13 protein-coding genes are annotated in these 17,130 nt (G+C 55.1%); 1 reads left to right on the forward strand and 12 read right to left on the reverse strand.

Translation table 11 applies throughout. The features are described 5' to 3' along the window. Nucleotides 1-39 precede the first annotated feature (39 nt). From AC3G2T_RS22400 to AC3G2T_RS22440, 9 genes are all read right to left on the reverse strand, one after another. Nucleotides 40-453: a hypothetical protein gene (locus tag AC3G2T_RS22400; RefSeq protein ID WP_488436971.1), complete on the reverse strand. Its 414-nt coding sequence runs from the start codon at nucleotides 451-453 to the stop codon at nucleotides 40-42. Nucleotides 454-492: 39 nt separating this feature from the next. After that, nucleotides 493-1,704, reverse strand: a complete 1,212-nt coding sequence (locus tag AC3G2T_RS22405; protein WP_488437016.1) for a response regulator transcription factor — start codon at nucleotides 1,702-1,704, stop codon at nucleotides 493-495. Nucleotides 1,705-1,706: 2 nt separating this feature from the next. Further along, nucleotides 1,707-3,566 (reverse strand): cache domain-containing sensor histidine kinase, encoded by a 1,860-nt coding sequence (locus AC3G2T_RS22410; RefSeq protein WP_488436972.1) that lies wholly within the window; start codon nucleotides 3,564-3,566, stop codon nucleotides 1,707-1,709. Continuing rightward, a complete protein-coding gene (locus AC3G2T_RS22415) occupies nucleotides 3,556-4,572 on the reverse strand; it encodes a substrate-binding domain-containing protein (RefSeq protein WP_488436973.1) in 1,017 nt (338 codons plus the stop codon). The genes AC3G2T_RS22410 and AC3G2T_RS22415 overlap by 11 nt, the downstream gene beginning before the upstream one ends. A 90-nt stretch (nucleotides 4,573-4,662) precedes the next feature. Next, entirely contained in the window at nucleotides 4,663-5,826 is a 1,164-nt protein-coding gene (gene mmsB, locus AC3G2T_RS22420; RefSeq protein WP_488436974.1) for a multiple monosaccharide ABC transporter permease, read from the reverse strand. After that, nucleotides 5,826-7,367: a multiple monosaccharide ABC transporter ATP-binding protein gene (gene mmsA / locus AC3G2T_RS22425; RefSeq protein WP_488436975.1), complete on the reverse strand. Its 1,542-nt coding sequence runs from the start codon at nucleotides 7,365-7,367 to the stop codon at nucleotides 5,826-5,828. Before mmsA ends, mmsB begins: the two co-directional genes overlap by 1 nt. Nucleotides 7,368-7,593: 226 nt before the next feature. Next, a complete protein-coding gene (gene chvE, locus AC3G2T_RS22430; RefSeq protein WP_488436976.1) occupies nucleotides 7,594-8,748 on the reverse strand; it encodes a multiple monosaccharide ABC transporter substrate-binding protein in 1,155 nt (384 codons plus the stop codon). Nucleotides 8,749-9,202: 454 nt separating this feature from the next. Beyond that, nucleotides 9,203-11,791: an Ig-like domain-containing protein gene (locus AC3G2T_RS22435; protein WP_488436977.1), complete on the reverse strand. Its 2,589-nt coding sequence runs from the start codon at nucleotides 11,789-11,791 to the stop codon at nucleotides 9,203-9,205. A 152-nt stretch (nucleotides 11,792-11,943) separates the two neighbouring features. Continuing rightward, entirely contained in the window at nucleotides 11,944-13,332 is a 1,389-nt protein-coding gene (locus AC3G2T_RS22440) for a mandelate racemase/muconate lactonizing enzyme family protein (RefSeq protein WP_488436978.1), read from the reverse strand. A gap of 197 nt (nucleotides 13,333-13,529) precedes the next feature. Here AC3G2T_RS22440 and AC3G2T_RS22445 point away from each other — a divergent pair, with 197 nt between their 5' ends. Next, entirely contained in the window at nucleotides 13,530-13,700 is a 171-nt protein-coding gene (locus tag AC3G2T_RS22445; RefSeq protein WP_474685691.1) for a hypothetical protein, read from the forward strand. Nucleotides 13,701-13,804: 104 nt separating this feature from the next. Here the strand turns inward: AC3G2T_RS22445 and AC3G2T_RS22450 are convergent, their stop codons facing one another. From AC3G2T_RS22450 to AC3G2T_RS22460, 3 genes are read right to left on the reverse strand one after another with little or no spacing between them, the layout of a single operon-like run. Then, a complete protein-coding gene (locus AC3G2T_RS22450) occupies nucleotides 13,805-14,275 on the reverse strand; it encodes a DUF6884 domain-containing protein (RefSeq protein ID WP_488436979.1) in 471 nt (156 codons plus the stop codon). Between the two features lie 20 nt (nucleotides 14,276-14,295). Then, nucleotides 14,296-15,000, reverse strand: a complete 705-nt coding sequence (locus AC3G2T_RS22455; protein WP_474685695.1) for a response regulator — start codon at nucleotides 14,998-15,000, stop codon at nucleotides 14,296-14,298. Further along, a complete protein-coding gene (locus AC3G2T_RS22460) occupies nucleotides 14,969-17,113 on the reverse strand; it encodes a sensor histidine kinase (RefSeq protein WP_488436980.1) in 2,145 nt (714 codons plus the stop codon). Before AC3G2T_RS22460 ends, AC3G2T_RS22455 begins: the two co-directional genes overlap by 32 nt. Between the last annotated feature and the right edge of the window lie 17 nt (nucleotides 17,114-17,130).

The following is a 17,130-nucleotide window of genomic DNA, read 5'->3' on the forward strand; positions in this document are numbered from 1 at the left end:
CTTCTTCGAATGATTTCCAATTTCCAACCCAGGAACGATTCAGTTCCAGAAAATACTCCTTTCTATGACAAAAATACCCACAGCAACAAGAATACTACTTTCAAGCTGGATTGGCTTTATCGAAAAATGTCGATTAGTAGGAACGTTTGTCGCATTCGATAAAATAAAATCAAAAAAGCACAGCCGATGAGCTGTGCTTTTTCCAGGCGGTCTGCGAATGTCCGGGGTCCCGGCTTGGCAGGCCGCGCCGACGGGGAAAACCTGCGAAAGTACAGGAATTTTCCGCGCAAATGGCTCGTTTTGGCGAAAAGCCTGCAAATGTGCAGGAATTTTCGGCGAAAGGGGACCTGAGCCCCTTCGCGCAGCGAAAAGCCTGCACAATTGCAGGAATTGCGCGAGGCAGGCGCATGAAGGGGCAAAAGCCTGCACTTTTGCAGGCTTTCTTCGCGCCAAGCCAGGCACGGCCCCTCTGGCGGCTGTGCCTCCCCCATTTTAAACCCCCGCCCCCTCCTTGCGGTATTGATTGGGCGGGAGGCCGACGACTTTTTTGAACGCCGTGCTGAAATAGTGCTGGGACTCGTAGCCGACTTGCTCGGCGATAGCAACGATAGGCAGGTCCGTCGCAGTGAGCAGGTGGATGGCGTGCTTGATGCGCGTCTGAGTGAGCAGGCTGATGAACGAGATCCCGGTCTCCTGCTTGAAGACGCGGCTCAAGTACACCGGCGATACCTTCAAATCGCTCGCCACTCCTTCGAGGGTCAGGTCGGGATTGGCGAACTGCCTGCCGATGATCTCTTTGGCCGAGCGGACGAACGGGGACAGCCGGGTTTCCTTGTAGGCCTCGGCCCTCGCCTGCTGGTAGGCGGAAGCGAGCGAAGTCACATCGCCGGTTACGGGAAGGAAGGCCGAGACGGTGCTTATTTTCAAATATGCGGAAATGGCCCGATCGATTTGCAGTGCGACGCTCTCCGGGGCCTTTTGCCACAGCAGCACGACCGGCATCCCCATGTGATCGCGGAATTTTACCATCCCGTCGTACGGCTGCAAGATCTCCTCCACGATATTTTCAATCGCGAACAGGTACAGCTGGCGGTCCTTTTCGGACAGCAGTTCCTTGCCTCTGGAAACGCCCGGCCAGCGGATGACACCGATCATCGCCGGAGCGGCCGCCGGCATGTTCAGGAAAGTCAGCTGCTCCACGATTTCGCCCTCGCTGAGCTCGCCTTCGATCCACTCCAGGCAAAACCGTTCGCGGAGCAGCGAAAAGTTGCGCTCAATCTGTTTGGAGGCCATCAGCAGATGCTCCTCGTTTTTGAGCGACGTTTCCAACCGCTTCGCCGCTTTGTCCAGCACCTCGCAGAGCTGCTGCGGGTTGACCGGTTTCAGAATGTAATCGTCGACGTTAAGCCGGATCGCTTCCTGCGCGTAGGCGAATTCGTCGTGCCCGGTGATGATGATGATTTTGCACGCGGGAAGCTGCTCCTTGATATGGCCGATTAAGGTCATGCCGTTCATAATGGGCATATTCAGATCGACCAGCAAAATGTCCGCCCGATGCGCCAAAGCCAGCTCCAGCGCCTCCTCCCCGTCCTCCGCCTCGGCGGCAACCTCCAGGCCCAGCCGCGGCCAGTCGACGCAGTCGCGAATGCCCTCCCGGATGTTCGGTTCGTCGTCCGCGATGAGAACTTTCCATGCTCGCCGCATGCTCACATCGCCTCCCTCCTTCGAATGACGGGATGAATGATCGTCACTTTCGTTCCCTGCCCGCGCTCGCTCGTCATTTGAACGCCATAGGCTTCGCCGTATGCGAGCCGGAGCCGCTCCTGCACGTTGAGCAGCCCGTATCCCTCGCCGGACGCCGCAGCAACCGAATCCCCCACGGCGGCGGAAGCGGAGGCAGCGGCTGAGCCGGACAGGGATCGGCGCAATCTGGCGAGCGTTTCCTCCGGCATGCCGGCGCCGTTGTCGGCAATTTCCATCACCACCCGCTCGTCTTCCAGGTAAGCGCGGATCGCAATGCTGCCGGGGCCCCGCCGCTCCTTGATGCCGTGATAGATGGCGTTCTCCACGATCGGCTGCAAAATCACTTTCAGCACATACAAGTTGTCAAGCCTCGGGTCAATATCGATGCTGTAGTTCAGCTTATCCCGGTATCTCGTCTTTTGAATCGTCAGATAGCTCTGGATGTGCGCGATCTCCTCGGCCAGCGGGATCATTTCATTGCCTTTGCTGAGGCCGATGCGGAAAAGCCGGGACAGCGATTCCACGACTTCCGTCACCTCGTGCGCACCGCTTTTGCGCGAGAGCCACTGGATCGTATCCAGCGTGTTGTACAAAAAATGCGGCTTAATATGCGCCTGCAAGCTGCGCAGCTCAGCCTCCCGCTTTTTCCGCTGTTCCTCTTCCACAATGCCGATGAGCTTCGTAATTTGCAAAAGCATCGCATTAAAGCTGCGGCCCAGCATGCCGACCTCGTCCTGGCGCCCGTCTTTGAAGCGGATCGACAAATTCCCGTCCTCCGCCCTCCGCATGAAAGACATCAGCTGCCAAATCGGCTTCGATATGGTGTACGACAAGTAGGAGGAAGCGGCGATGCCCAGCAGACAGGCGACAAAGATGAAAATGATCAGATACAGCCGGATTTCCCGCACTTCCATAACGGTTTCTTTCGTTGAAAATACGCCGACGGTCGTCCAGTTCGTAAAAGGAGATTTGCGGAAAATAAACTGCACCCGCTGCCCGTCGATCACCTTGGAAAATACACCGGACGGATTGTCCTGCGTCCATTTCAGATCGATCCGGCCGACGATCGGGTGCGGCGGCGTGTAGATGCTGTCGCCCTGATCGTCGATCACCGTCAGGTAACCCGACTTGCCGAGGTGGACGTCCTTGACCGTCTCGGCAATAACGCGCAGCTTCAGGTCGATCAGCACGACGCCCTGGACATTTTGCGTTTCCGGGTCCACGATCGCCCTGACGACTGAGACAACATCTTCGTCTTTGTAGTTGACATGCGTTGTAACGTTCCGGCCGGCCGGATGGCCGAGCAGCTTGAAAATCCCTTTTTCCTCAACGGCTTCCTTGTACCACTGCTCCTCCGTCAAACTGCGGCTTGTACGCGCATACATTTCATTGCTGATGTATTCGCCGTTCGCGTTCACCACCAAAACACCCGCGACTTCGGTATATAACGTCGTAAAGCCCTGCAAAAACTTCCGCATATCGTACATTTCCGATTCGGGCTGCTTGACACTGCTGTACAAAAACCGCTTGATTTGCGGGTTGAACGAAATGAAATAGGTCATATTTTGCAAATTGCCAGCGTAAAACTCCAGCGACTTGTTAACATTACCAATCAGTTGGGAGGTGTGGTCGTTCACCTGCTTTTCGATAATCGTATCGGTCGCCCAGTCGATCAGCACGCCCAGGCAAATGGCGGGCAGCATGCTGATCAGCAAAAAATGCATGATCAATTTATACCGGATCGGCCAGTTATTCAGCTGGAACCAGCGCACCGTTTGCAACCGCTTTACATTGTTTCGGGACTGTCCGCCGTTATTTCGCATAGTAGTTGTCCACGTTCTGCTGCGTAACGATCGAAATGCCGGTGTCGACGTAGGTCGGCACAAGCGGAACGCCCGAATGCTGCCAGTCGGCGATCGGCTGCACGATTTCGTGCTTCAGGTGAAAAAGCTGCATGAGCGACCAGTAGCCCATGTTCCACGTTCCCTGCGCCAGCGTCGCCGAGATGACGCCGTTTTTGACCATATCCAGCGTCCCCTTGTCGGTGTCGAAGCTGATGATTTTCACCTGCGGCAGCCGGTTCGCGCTGCGGACAGCAGCGCCGACGCCGACGCCGCCGTTGGCTTCCGTGGCGAATATCCCGGCCAAGTCGGGATATTCGCCGAGCAGTTCCCGGGCCGCGCCGCCGGAAACCAACTGATCGCCTTTGCCGTCTTCCACGGCAACGATCTGCATGCCCGGATACTCGGTACGAATCGTATCCTGAAAACCTCGCGTCCGCTCCTGATGATTGAGCTGGCCGGGCAGCGTGATGACGGCGGCTTTGCCGCTGCCGCCTGTCAACGCCGCCATTTGACGCGCCGCCTTGACGCCCGCGTCGTAATTGTCCGTGCCCAAAAACGAGTAGGCTTTGCTCTTCGGAGCCCCCGAATCGAACAGCACGACCGGAATGCCCGCCTCCACCGCTTTATTGATCGAGACGATGAGCTCGTCGGGATTGATCGCGGATACGGCGATGCCTGCGGGCTTTTTGGCAATCACCTGCTCCAGCACGGTTCGCTCTTCATTGACGTCGTACTGCGTAGCACCACGGTACTCGACGGATACGTTCAGCACGTTCGCCGCATCCTCAAAGCCTTTCAGACAGCTTTTCCAGTAATCGATGCCGGACTGGAAGTTGACCATGACGTATTTTTCCCCGATATCGCCGTGCAGCCCGCTGTACATCGAATCCGCCGACCGCCGCGAAGCCTCGCGAAAATCGTACACATACAAAAACAGCAAAAACGTTGCAATGAGCGCAGCATAGATCATCAAGAGCTTTTTCAACGCATCCACCTCGCTTGATCCTTCTATGCCTCAATTATAGCAAGCGGCCCCATCGCACGCAGGATGATTTTTGCACATGCGGTCAGACGGTCAAGCGGTTTTCGACTTGTTGTAAATATCAAAGCCTACGGCAAGCAAAAGGACGAGCCCTTTGATGCCCTGCTGCCAGTCAATGCCCAGGCCGACAAGCGACATGCCGTTGTTCATGACGCCCATAACCAGGCCGCCGATGATCGCTCCGATGACGCTGCCGATCCCTCCGGTCGCCGAAGCGCCGCCGATAAAGCAGGCCGCAATGGCATCCAGCTCGAAGTTGACGCCCGCTTTCGGCGTGGCCGCATTCAGCCTTGCCGCAAAAACAAGCCCTGACAGCGCCGCCAGCACGCCCATGTTAACGAATACCCAAAACGTGACTTGCTTCGTTTTCACGCCGGACAGCTTCGCCGCCTTCTCGCTGCCTCCCAGCGCATAAATGTGCCGGCCCATCACCATGCGGTTCATCACAAACGTATAGATGACGACGAGGACAAAAAGCAGAACAAGAATGTTCGGAATGCCTTCGTACGTAGCCAGCACATAAGTAAACACGTTGATGACGGCGACGATCGCAATCAGTTTCGCAGCGAACAGCCCTCCGTGCATAACTTCAAAGCTGTATTTGATTTGCGTCCGGCGAGCCTTCCATTCCTTCCACACGAAAACTAGCGACAGCACAGCACCGATGATCAGCGTCAGCAGGTGGATTGTGCTTGTGCCGGGAAGATCGGGCAGGAAGCCGGAGCTGATTTTTTGAAAAGCTTGCGGAAACGGCGCAATGGATTGCCCCTTCAGGACGATCATCGTCAAGCCGCGGAACAGCAGCATGCCTGCCAGCGTTACGATGAACGACGGAATTTTCACGTAGGCGACCCAAAAACCTTGCCAGGCCCCCACCAGCGCCCCGATCAACAGCGAAATGACGAGTGCCAGCACAAACGGCATTTTCATCTCCACCATCATAATGGCCGAAACCGCTCCTACAAAAGCGGCGACCGAGCCTACCGACAGGTCGATATTGCCCGTTATGATCACGAGCAGCATCCCGATGGCCAGCACCAAAATATAGCTGTTCTGCAAAATCAGATTCGTAACATTTAACGGCTTTAACAAAATGCCGTCCGTTAAAATTTGAAACAATAAGGTGATTAAAAGTAAAGCAAGTATCATCCCGTACTGCCGGATGTTGCTTTTGAACAATTTGCCCAGCGTTTGCATTACGCTTCTCCTCCCGCTCCGGTCATATATCGCATCAATTTCTCCTGCGTCGCCTCTTCCCTGGGCAGTTCGCCGGTCAAACGCCCTTCGCTCATCACATAAATGCGGTCGCACATCCCGAGAATTTCCGGCAGCTCGGAGGAAATGAGCAGAATGCCCTTGCCTTCCATCGCCAGCTGATTGATGATCGTGTAAATTTCATATTTGGCTCCGACATCGATCCCGCGCGTAGGCTCATCGAGAATGAGCAGATCCGGACCGGCCAAAATCCATTTGCCCAAGACGACCTTCTGCTGGTTCCCGCCGCTCAGATTCACCGTCTTTTGCGTGATGCTTGGCGTCTTGATGTTCATGAGCGAACGGTATTTCTCCGCTTCCACGATTTCCCGGTTTTCGTCCACGACCAGACCTTTGGAAAGCTGCTTCAAGCTGGCGAGCGAAATGTTGCGTTTAATGTCCTCGATCAAAATTAATCCGTAATTTTTCCGATCTTCCGTCACATAGGCGATTCCGTGCCCGATCGCTTGATTAATGGTATTAACGGTTATTTTTTGCCCATCCTTGTAAATGTGCCCGCTGATCTTCTTGCCGTACGACTTGCCGAAAATGCTCATCGCCAGTTCCGTGCGCCCTGCGCCCATCAAGCCCGCAATGCCGACAATTTCGCCGCGCCGGATATGCAGATTGATGCGGTCAAGCACCTTGCGGTCTTCTTGCGACGGATGGTACACATTCCAATCCTTCACTTCAAAAAAAGGCTCTCCGATTCTCGGCTCCCGCACGGGATAGCGGTGCGTCAAATCGCGCCCCACCATGCCCTTGATGATGCGGTCCTCCGTCACCTCGCTGCTCCTTGCGTCCAGCGTCTCAATCGTTTGCCCGTCCCGCAAAATGGTGATCGAATCGGCCACCTTGGAGATTTCATTCAGCTTGTGCGAAATGAGTATCGACGCGATGCCCTGCTTCTTGAACTCCAGCAGCAGGTTCAGCAGATTGTCGCTGTCCTCTTCATTGAGCGCAGCCGTCGGCTCATCCAGGATGAGCAGCTTCACTTTTTTCGACAGCGCCTTGGCGATCTCGACCAGTTGCTGCTTGCCCACACCGATGCTCGAAATGAGCGTATTCGGCGATTCGTTCAGACCGACTTTGTCCAGCAGCTCCCGCGTTCGGACGATCGTTTCGTTCCAGTCGACAATGCCGCGCCGGCTCTGCTCATTGCCGAGAAAAATATTTTCCGCTATAGATAAATAGGGAATCAGCGCCAATTCCTGATGAATGATGACAATCCCTAGTTGTTCGCTTTGTTTGATGTCCTTGCATGCCACGAGCTTGCCGTCGAACCGAATATCCCCGCTATAGGAGCCGTGCGGATACACGCCGCTGAGCACTTTCATCAGCGTCGATTTGCCGGCGCCGTTCTCTCCCAGCAGGGCGTGAATTTCACCGTGCCTGACCTGCAAATTGACATTCTCCAGCGCCTTCACGCCGGGAAACGTCTTCGTTATGTTTTGCATCTCCAAAATCGAATCCGTCCTGCTCATGCTTTTCACCAAACTTTCTTCGTGTGACATAGTTCCGCGGGACCGTCTCGGCCCGGGCCAAAAGGGCGCGAAGACCGAGTGCGGGTGACGGGGGCCCGGTCAGAGCGCGCGCCACCGCAAGGGGTGCGGGGGCGCAGGCTCACGCTGCGGGGCGGGTGAGCCCCTTGAACGGACACGGCGGCAACCTGCAGTTGGCGGCCGCCGCATCCTGTCAAGACGCTGCCCCTTATTTTTGCAGCTGCTCTTTTTTGTAGTAGCCGCTGCCGACGAGGATGGACTCGTAGTTGGACTTATCCACAGATACTGGCTCCAAAAGGTATGCAGGTACGACTTTCACGCCGTTGTTATACGTTTTGGTATCGTTGACTTCGGCTTCTTTTCCTTGAAGCACAGCATCCGCCATAGCTACCGCTTTTTTCGCGAGCTCGCGCGTATCTTTGAACACGGTTTGCGTTTGCTCGCCGGCGATGATCGATTTCACGGAAGCGAGCTCCGCGTCCTGGCCGGAAATGACCGGCATCGGTTTATCGGCACCGCCGTAGCCGACGCCTTTCAGGGACGAAATAATGCCGATGCTGATGCCATCGTAAGGGGACAGGACGGCGTGCACTTTTTCGGACGAGTAATTTTTGCTGAGCAGGTTATCCATTCGCGATTGAGCGACGGAACCGTCCCAACGAAGCGTAGCCACTTGCTCCATCGACGTTTGCTTGCTGCGTACAACGAGCTTGCCGCTGTCCATGTACGGCTTCAGCACAGACATCGCCCCGTCGAAAAAGAAGTATGCGTTGTTATCGTCGGGCGATCCCCCGAACAACTCGATGTTGAACGGACCTTTGCCGTCTTTGAGGCCGAGCTTTTGCTCGATGTAGGAAGCTTGCAGCACTCCTACTTTGAAGTTGTCGAAAGTCGCGTAATAGCTGACGAATTCGCTCTTTTTGATCAGGCGGTCGTATGCGATCACCTTGATTTTGGCGGCGTTCGCTTTTTTCAGCACGTCCGTCAACGATTCGCCGTCGATCGGTGCGATGACGAGAATGTTCACGCCTTTGGTGATCATGTTCTCGATCTGCGACACCTGGTTTTCCACGATGTCCTCCGCGTACTGCAAATCGGCTTTGTAGCCGAGCTTTTCGAATTCCTTCACCATATTCGCACCGTCGCTCACCCAGCGCTCCGACGATTTCGTCGGCATCGAAATGCCCACCTTGCCCTCCGTTTTAGCCGCGGTCTTCGTTTCGGCCGCCGCCTTCGTGGACTCGGGCGCTGCCGTCGCCTTCCCGGCATCCCCGCTGCTGCCGCTGCTGCCACTTCCATTGCCGCAGGCTGCCATCACAAGCACCACCGCTAACATGATGAATACGGATACAAACTTCTTCACTTCAACTACCCCTCTCCATTTTGGTGTAGTTCGAGTATAAAACGGAAACCCACGGCCGTCTTTTCACGGAAACTACTGTTTTTTATAAAAAATAAACATAAGTTCACGGCAGCGCAAAAAGACGCGCCAGTGAGCATGGCGTGCAGAAAACCTGCAAAAGTACATCTTTTTGCTCGTTGATGCGCCTGCATTGGGGAATTCCTGCAAATGTGCAGGTTTTTTACCGAACACATGGATTCTGATCCATTTTCAGTGAAAATTCCTGCACTTTTGCAGGTTTTTCGCCAAAATGGACCATTTCCACAGAGAAAACCTGCACTTTCGCAGGTTTTTCCTCCAATAAACCACCTCATCCCCCTCGGCTGCGCCGCCCCATAAAAACCACCTTCCCCCGACTCGATGCAGCGACAAAAAAAGGCTTCCCAGCCCATACAGGGCCAAGAAGCCTTATCTTTTATTTCGTGACGGTCACGAGAACCGTCGTTTTCATATTGGAGTAAGTCACGGTAATTTTTGCCGTGCCTTTACCAGTAGCTTTGATCACCCCGTCCTTGACATCGGCGACCATAATGTTGGATGAGGTCCATAAAGCAGGCTTGGTAACATCATCCTCGGAGCTGTCGTTGTACGTAGCCAAGGCGCTTACCTGATAGGTTTTACCTTCCTGAAGCTCGACTTTGACGACATCCGTTTTTAAATATTTCAGCACGTCGTTCTCAACGGGAACCGTGATCGTCCTGCCGCCGAAGGTAGCGGTCAGCAGCGTTTTACCGGAACCGATGGCCGACACCAATCCGTTTTTCACATCGGCAACTTTATAATTTTGCGATTTCCAGCTTGCGGAATTGGTCACATCTTTCTGCGTTCCGTCCGACAGAGTTGCCGTCAGTTTAAGCTGCACCTGCCCGCCGCGTTTCAGGGCAACGAAGCGCTGGTCCGCCTCCAAATTTGAAATGACGCCGATTTCGACCGGAATGCTGACGCTTTTGCCCCCGAATGTAGCTGTAATCGTCACTTTGCCTCTGGCAACGGGCGTTACTTTCCCTTTGGACACTTGCGCGACTGCGCTGTTGCTCGTTTTCCAATCGGCTTCGCTAGTCACATCTCGATCGGCCCCGACCAGATCCGTTGCTGTCAGTACGATCGATCTTGTTTCATTGAGATCCATCACAATGTTCATCGGATTTGCCGCAAGCGCGCTAGCCATATCCACTTGAACCGTAATTGTAACGGTCTTGCTGTCCAGTTGACCCATGATCGTCGTTTCGCCCGAAGCGATCGCTTTGATGGTACCGGATGAAACGGTAGCTATATTAGCGTTCGAAGTTGACCAGATTGCATCCGAAGTTACGGTTTTTGTTGTTTCGTCCGTGTAGGTGGCAGTCAATTTAACCGAGGCCGTGTTGCCTTTTTTCAAAATCAGTTTCTCTTGGTCGGCCACCAGCGTTTTCAACACTCCGACAGATACTTGAACAGTTGCGGTCCGGCTGCCGTATTTGGCCGTTACCGTGGCCGAGCCTGTAGCAAGCCCCGTGATGTACCCGCCGCTAACTTCCGCGATCGTGTCGGAACTGGAGGTCCAGTCCGCTTTTGAAGTGACGTCTTCTTCTCTTCCGTCTTTGTACACAGCGGTCAAAGTAATTTGTTCGAAACCGCCCGCCTGGAGGTTGACGATTTTTTTGCTCGGCTTGATTTGATTCGGGATGTCCACTTCCACTTTCGTGGTTGTCGTCTTACCGCTGTATGTAGCCGTCACTTTGGCCGATCCGGCTTTGTACGCGGTGATTTTCCCTTTGTTGACATAAGCGACGGAATCGTTGTCCACCGTCCACGCAGCATCGTTCGTTACATCCTTGGTCGTTCCGTCGGCAAAAGTTGCGGTCAAAGTCAACTGCTGCGTTTTGCCCGCCTGCATGGATACCTGATCCTGGTTCACTTCCAGTCTGCGAGGAACTTCGACGTCAACGTTGGCCGTTACACTTTTGTCCCCGTATTTGGCGGTGATCACCGCTTCGCCTATGCTATTTGCGCTAAGAATACCTTTGGTCACATACACGTTGCTGTTGCTCGAAGTCCATTCCGCGATATCCGTTACGTCTTTTATCGTGCCGTCCGCATAAGTTGCGGTCAATTTAAGCTTCCCTGTCGTACCTTTCTTGAGCAGCAAGTCCTGTTTGTCCAAATCCAGCTTCAGCGTAGCATCGACATCGACCTTGATTGTCGTCGACTTCGTGCCGTAGCTGGCCGTAATCGTCGCCGTACCGGCTCCATAGCCGGTAATCGTGCCTTTGAGGGCGTCGGCAACCGATTCTTTGTCCGAGGTCCACTCGGCGTCAGCCGATACGTCGGCAACCGTGCCGTCCGGATAAGTCGCCATCAGCTTGATTTTCTGGGTGCCGTTCAAAAGCAGGGACACGTTCGATTTTTCCGCATCGACGCGCTTTACGATCTCAACGTCAACCGGCAGGGTCAACGTCTGGTTCGCATATTTAATCGTAACCAGCGTCGAGCCAGGGCTTTGCCCTTTCACCAGACCGTTCGTCACGGTGACAATCGAACTTTCGCTAATCGAATAGTCGGCTTTGCTCGTCACATCTTCCGTTGTGCCGTCGTCGTAATACGCCGTAATCAGCAGCTGTTCGCTTTTGCCGAGCCGCAAATCCAGCGATTGCTTATCTTTGGTGAGCGATTTTACTTTTTTCGTAACCGTAACGTTGACGATTTCCGTTTTGCCCAAATATGTCGCGGTAATGACGGCCTTTCCTTCGCTCTTGGCGGTCACTACGCCGGCGTATACGGTAGCAATGTCCGAAGAGCCGGAATTCCAGTCCGTTTTGACCGTTGCCGTTTCCGTCGTTCCACTGGTATACACCGCAGTCGCTGTGAGAGTCGCAGTATCTCCGACCTGCAGCGTCAGTTCGTTTTTGCTGAGCACCAGTTTGGAAATACTATCCGCGGCTTCTGCAGTCCATGTTAACCACGAATTGCTTGCCACCATGAAAATAAGTGCGATCAATAACCATCTGCTGAGTCTGAGCCTCATCCTACGCGTACCTCCAAGTTAACATCATAAAAATGGTATATCTTTACATGGTATATCGGCATGAGGCTTCCAAAAGTGAATAGCAAAAAAAAGGCCGCCTGCAAGACGGCCCGTCTCGTTCCGATTCCTTCGCATCGTCCCCGCGGAGCCCGTCAGCTCCACAAACGGTCGTTCCCCCAGTAGTGGTCCCATTCCGGGGTCGGCTCCCAGAGGCCCGGGATGCGCGGGTGCAGATGCTCGCGGATGACCTCGTCATTGAGCGATTCAATGCCGAGCCCCGGGCTGTCCGGCACGACGATGTAGCCCTGGTTCACTATCGGCTTGGGCAGCCCGTTCACAAGGTCGTCCCACCAGGGCACGTCGACGGAGTGATATTCGAGCGCGAGGAAATTTTCCGTCGCCGCTACGCTGTGGACGGCGGCCATGCAGGCGATAGGGCTTTCGGCCATATGCACGGCCATCGCCACGCCGTACTCCTGCGCCATATCGCCGATCTTTTTGTTCTCAAGGATGCCGCCGGACGTAAGCAGGTCGGGATGAATGACGGAAACTCCGCCCGCTTCCAGCAGCGGCCTGAAATTCTCTTTCAAAAAAATATCCTCGCCCGTGCAAATCGGGATGCGGCTCTCGCGCGCCAGCCGCACGTACTGATCCGTATACTGCCACGGAATCATATCCTCGAGCCAGGCGAGATTGTACTTCTCGATCCGGCGGGCGAGCTTGATGCAGTCCTCCACGCCGATGTGGCCGAAATGATCGATCGCCAGCGGCACTTCGTACCCGATAACGGCTCTGACTTCGGCCACGTACTGCTCCAGCAGCTCCAGTCCTTTCTCCGTGACGTGGATGCCCGTAAACGGATGCGCGACGTTGAACGCATCGTAATTCCGGCTGCGCAGCCTGCGGTACTCGTCATCCGCCTCGCCGCCGGCTTTTCTGGCGGCGTAATAAGCCCGCGCCGCTTCCTGCATCTCCTGCAAATAGCCCAGCGGAGCGCTGAGCGTTCCGGGCTCGTGGATGATCTGGCCGATGCCGAGGTCCATTTTCAGGAACGTAAAGCCCCGCTCCATCCGCAGCTTCAGCGCTTGGCCCATTGCCGTTCCGCTGTCTTTGGCGCCTGCGTCCGTGTCGCAGTACATACGGATGCGGTCGCGGAATTTGCCGCCCAGCATCTGGTACACGGGGATGCCGTAAGCTTTGCCGGCGATATCCCACAGCGCAATTTCCAGGCCGCTCACGCCTCCGCCCTGCCGGGCATGGCCGCCGAACTGCTTGATGCGCCGGAACAGCTTGTCGATCTGGCACGGGTTCTCGCCGAGCAGCCTGCTTTTGAGCATTTGGGCATACACTTTGTCCGCGCCGTCGCGCACCTCTCCGAAACCGACAATTCCCTGATTGGTGTACACCTTGATCAGACTGCAGTGCATGGGCGCATCTGTGATATCGGCGAAGCGAATATCGGTAATGCGCAGCTGCGAAGGCGCCGAGTGTGTATTTACATGCGCAAGAGTTTGTTCATAAGTTTCCGTATGCCGCTGCATCGCGTTCCGCTCCTTTGTTAGCGGGTCAGGCCTCCAAAGCCCTTCCCTTTCTCACTAACTACGATAACGGAAAGCGCTCCGCTTTTCAGCGCGGTAAACTTATCATTTTGTTGGATTTTTTCTGCAATTCGTCACATATGCATCCTATCCCGCATATACATAATTTGTTTGAAACTATGCGATTGAGGTGGTTTAACATGTTGGCAACACGGGGAATCGAAGAGAAGCAGGAAGTCATGGACACACTGTGCGAAATGGGTTTGGATCAAATCGCAAGATGGATCAAAGTTTTGCCCGAAGACAAGTGGGAAAACATGTTCGTTTCGACCTGGCCGACGCTGGCAAAAAAATGCGGCGTTCACAAATAGCTTTCTCTACATATCTGGAGAATGCCCAACGCTCTGCGCACCGCGCGGGGCGTTATTTGTGCCGTAGGGCCGGGGCGGGGCGCACGGCAAAAACACAAGACAAGCTACAACTCCCGCCCGGCTTCAAGGGCCTGATCAAGCTTTTGCAGCATATGGCCGATACCTTTGCTGCCGAGGAGCGGATAGGTGACCGTTATGTTCGTTCCGAACACTTCCGGAATGATTTTTGTGAACTTTTTGCCGCCCAGCATCACAATTTCTCCGTACTGATCTAGCCCCTTCTCCTCCGCCTGGGACCGCAGCTCAGCCATAGTAATAAGATCGGGACTCTCCGTGCCGAACGCCGTGTCATAATTGGCGGGAACCCGGTCCTCCGGAAAAAGAAAGCCGTGCTTCGCCGAAAGTATGGCCCACTGCGGGAAAAACAGCTTGGCGTACGCCTGGCACTTCTTGTGCAAAGCCCCGATGTACACTTGTTCCGCAGGGTAGGGGCCTGTACCGGCGCCGTCCTTATCCCATATTTTTTTGGCTCCGCAAAGCATGATGCATAGCCTCCCGCCAGTCCGGCGCTCCATTCGCCCATCTCCCGTTCCGATTAAGGATTTGCCCATACGAATTTGTAGCCGAAGCCCCGTACGGTCACAATGTACCGGGGATCCGCCGGGTCCCGCTCGATTTTTTTGCGGAGCATCCGAATGTGAACCATGACCGTCCGCAAATCGCTGGCTTTGTCCCAGCCCCAAATCTGCCCGTACAAATGCTCGACGCTGAACACCTGATTGGGCCGGTTGGCCAAAAACAACAACAGCTGCCGCTCCTTGGCGAACAGGGTGATGCGCTGCCGGTCCACGTAAATGTCGTAATTGTCCGGATCGATCCGCAGCCATTGGTCCTGCCAGGCCAGCCTCGTTCTTTGACCGGATTCCTGCATCCCGGCGCGGAATCGCCGCAGCTGCGCCTTCACGCGGGCGACGACGACATTCGGCTCGAACGGCTTGGTGATGTAGTCGTCGGCTCCGAGCTCAAGCCCGTCCACGACATCCTGCGGATCCTGCTTGCAGCTGATGAAAATGATCGGCAGGCTGGATTGCTTGCGAATGCGCTGCGCCAACTCGGTTCCAAGCAGGTCGGGCAGCAAAATGTCCGTCAGCAGCAGATCGTACGATTTCTCATGAAACAGCCGCAAAGCCGATGCGCCGTCGCCCGCAACATCCACGGCAAGGCCGTTTTTGTGCAAATACATCGTTACGATTTCCCGAATATCGGCGTCATCCTCCACGAACAGAACCTGATCTCCCATCTCCTGCGCCTCCTCTCAACGTGTCAGCCTGCGCTTGATCCATCCACTGCACCGGAAGCGTGAGATAAAAGATGCTCCCGCCTTCCGGCGCATGTGCCAGCCCCATTTGGCCGTTATGATATAAAATAATTTCCTTGCTGATGGAAAGCCCCAGGCCGCTCCCCCGCGATCCCGCCGTCTTCCCTTCGTTCACGCGGTAAAACCGGTCGAATACAAGATCCTGCGCTTCCGCAGGAATACCCGGCCCGGTATCGATCACCCGCACCGTGACCTCCCCTTCCGGCCGGCCGGCATAATGAGCCTCGACTTCAAAAGTGATCCGCCCTCCGGCCGGCGTATACTTGCGCGCATTGGACAGGAGATTGGCGATCACCTGCTCGATACGGATCGGATCGGCGGCGATGACAGCCGCAAGCCCCCGATCGGCCGCTTCGCCGGATTCCCGGAACTCCCCGTGCACCGCATGATCCGGCAGCTCCGATTCATACAGATGATACAGCTTGCGCAAAAAGGGCACCGCCTCCATCTGCTGGAAATCGAAGCGGACTTGCCGCGTTTCCAGCTTCATCAATTCCGTGACGTTATGGATCAGCCGTTCCATGAGATACGTCCGTTCGTAAATGCGCCGGATATATTTCAAATAATCGTCCGTAATGACACCGTCCAGCATGGCGCTGGAGTACCCCCTGATGGTCGTAAGCGGCGTCCCCAGCTCATGCGAAATATCGGATAGCAGACGCTGCCTGAATTTGGCCATGCGGGAAAGCTCTTCGTTCGCCTCTTCGAGGTGGCGGTTCGTCAGCTGCAAATCCAATGTCCGCGCTTCCACCGTCCGCTCCAGCGATTCGTTGATCGATTGCAGCTGTACGGTCAACGATTCCGCATGACGGTACGTTCTTGAAAATTTGGACGAAATATTGAGCGATTGCGTAAACAGGAAGAGCGAAATTCCGTACGGTGTAAAATCTCCGATCGCCGTCACCTGATTGAAAAACAAAATATCAAGGCCGGCGGACAGGCCGAATGCGGCAAATCCGACCAAATTATACGCGGAGCCTTCTTTCTTTTGCATAAAAGCCCGCACGTATATGACCAATGTATAAACGAGGATGGGCACCGCCACCAACAAATGATACGGCAGCATCAGCAGCGTATAAACTCGGGCCGGTGTCAACAAAACAAGGGCGATGAACAACCCCTGCACGACATACGAGGCCGTTACCGCAAACGAACGCTTGCCTCTCTCATATTCGTTGTGGATAAATAAGACGAGCATCAGCAGCCCGCAAAATGCGGAAATATATTCGGCTTTCACGGCGGTCTCCCAGCCGATGCCGGGGAACAGGTAAAGCCCCGTCGCTTCGCCCAGCAGCACGATTCTGGCCGATACGGCAAAGCACAGCCCGGCAAAGTAGAGCGGCGACCAATCCTTTTTGCGGAACAAGTATAGGCTGACATGGTAAAGGCCCATCACGAGGAGGCCGCCCACAACGAACAGTTCCGAAGAAAACCGGGTGGTGCGCTCGCGGCCGATAGAGTCCGCATTGCCGAGACGGATCGATTCCCAAATGCCTCCCTTGCGCTGAACAAAGTTGGACACCTGGATCACCAGCTCGTTATCGCCGGGTTTCGGTTGAAAATAGACGACTTTCGGGTAATTGACGGGCACCATCGATTCCCGAGACGTTCCGACGACACCGTTGCCCGTTTCTTCATGCCCGTTGATCCACAGCCGGTAGGCGGTTGCAACGCCGCGCACGTACAGCCCCATCGATGGTTGCTCCCCGGACTCCGGCATTTTGACGATCAGCCTGTAAGTCGCATAGCCTTGATTGGGCAAAACCTTGCCCCCGATCCGGTAAGCCCCCCATTGGGACGGAACATGGGCGTACACGGGCTGCGGGCGGTCGCCGCTTTGCAAATCTTTGGGGCTCAAAAGCCGTTCCCAATAAAACTCCCAGTCGCCTTCAAGCGCCATATTGCTCATGCGAGCGACGTCCGTGCCGGACAGGTCCACCGTGCCGGTCGACCGGACGGGCTCATCCTTGGCGCTTGCCGGACACGCAAACAGGAACAGTCCAAGCGCAACCGTCAGCAAAAAGAATCCTCTCATCGTTCAATCTCCACATG

Source organism: Paenibacillus sp. sgz302191, assembly GCF_057749925.1.

Coding starts and splice junctions, on each gene's coding strand:
- AC3G2T_RS22405 (WP_488437016.1), bottom strand. CDS start 1,704: ATGCGGCGAGCATGGAAAGTTCTCATCGCGGACGACGAACCGAACATC.
- AC3G2T_RS22410 (WP_488436972.1), bottom strand. CDS start 3,566: ATGCGAAATAACGGCGGACAGTCCCGAAACAATGTAAAGCGGTTGCAA.
- mmsB (WP_488436974.1), bottom strand. CDS start 5,826: ATGCAAACGCTGGGCAAATTGTTCAAAAGCAACATCCGGCAGTACGGG.
- mmsA (WP_488436975.1), bottom strand. CDS start 7,367: ATGAGCAGGACGGATTCGATTTTGGAGATGCAAAACATAACGAAGACG.
- AC3G2T_RS22435 (WP_488436977.1), bottom strand. CDS start 11,791: ATGAGGCTCAGACTCAGCAGATGGTTATTGATCGCACTTATTTTCATG.
- AC3G2T_RS22440 (WP_488436978.1), bottom strand. CDS start 13,332: ATGCAGCGGCATACGGAAACTTATGAACAAACTCTTGCGCATGTAAAT.
- AC3G2T_RS22445 (WP_474685691.1), top strand. CDS start 13,530: ATGTTGGCAACACGGGGAATCGAAGAGAAGCAGGAAGTCATGGACACA.
- AC3G2T_RS22450 (WP_488436979.1), bottom strand. CDS start 14,275: ATGGAGCGCCGGACTGGCGGGAGGCTATGCATCATGCTTTGCGGAGCC.
- AC3G2T_RS22455 (WP_474685695.1), bottom strand. CDS start 15,000: ATGGGAGATCAGGTTCTGTTCGTGGAGGATGACGCCGATATTCGGGAA.
- AC3G2T_RS22460 (WP_488436980.1), bottom strand. CDS start 17,113: ATGAGAGGATTCTTTTTGCTGACGGTTGCGCTTGGACTGTTCCTGTTT.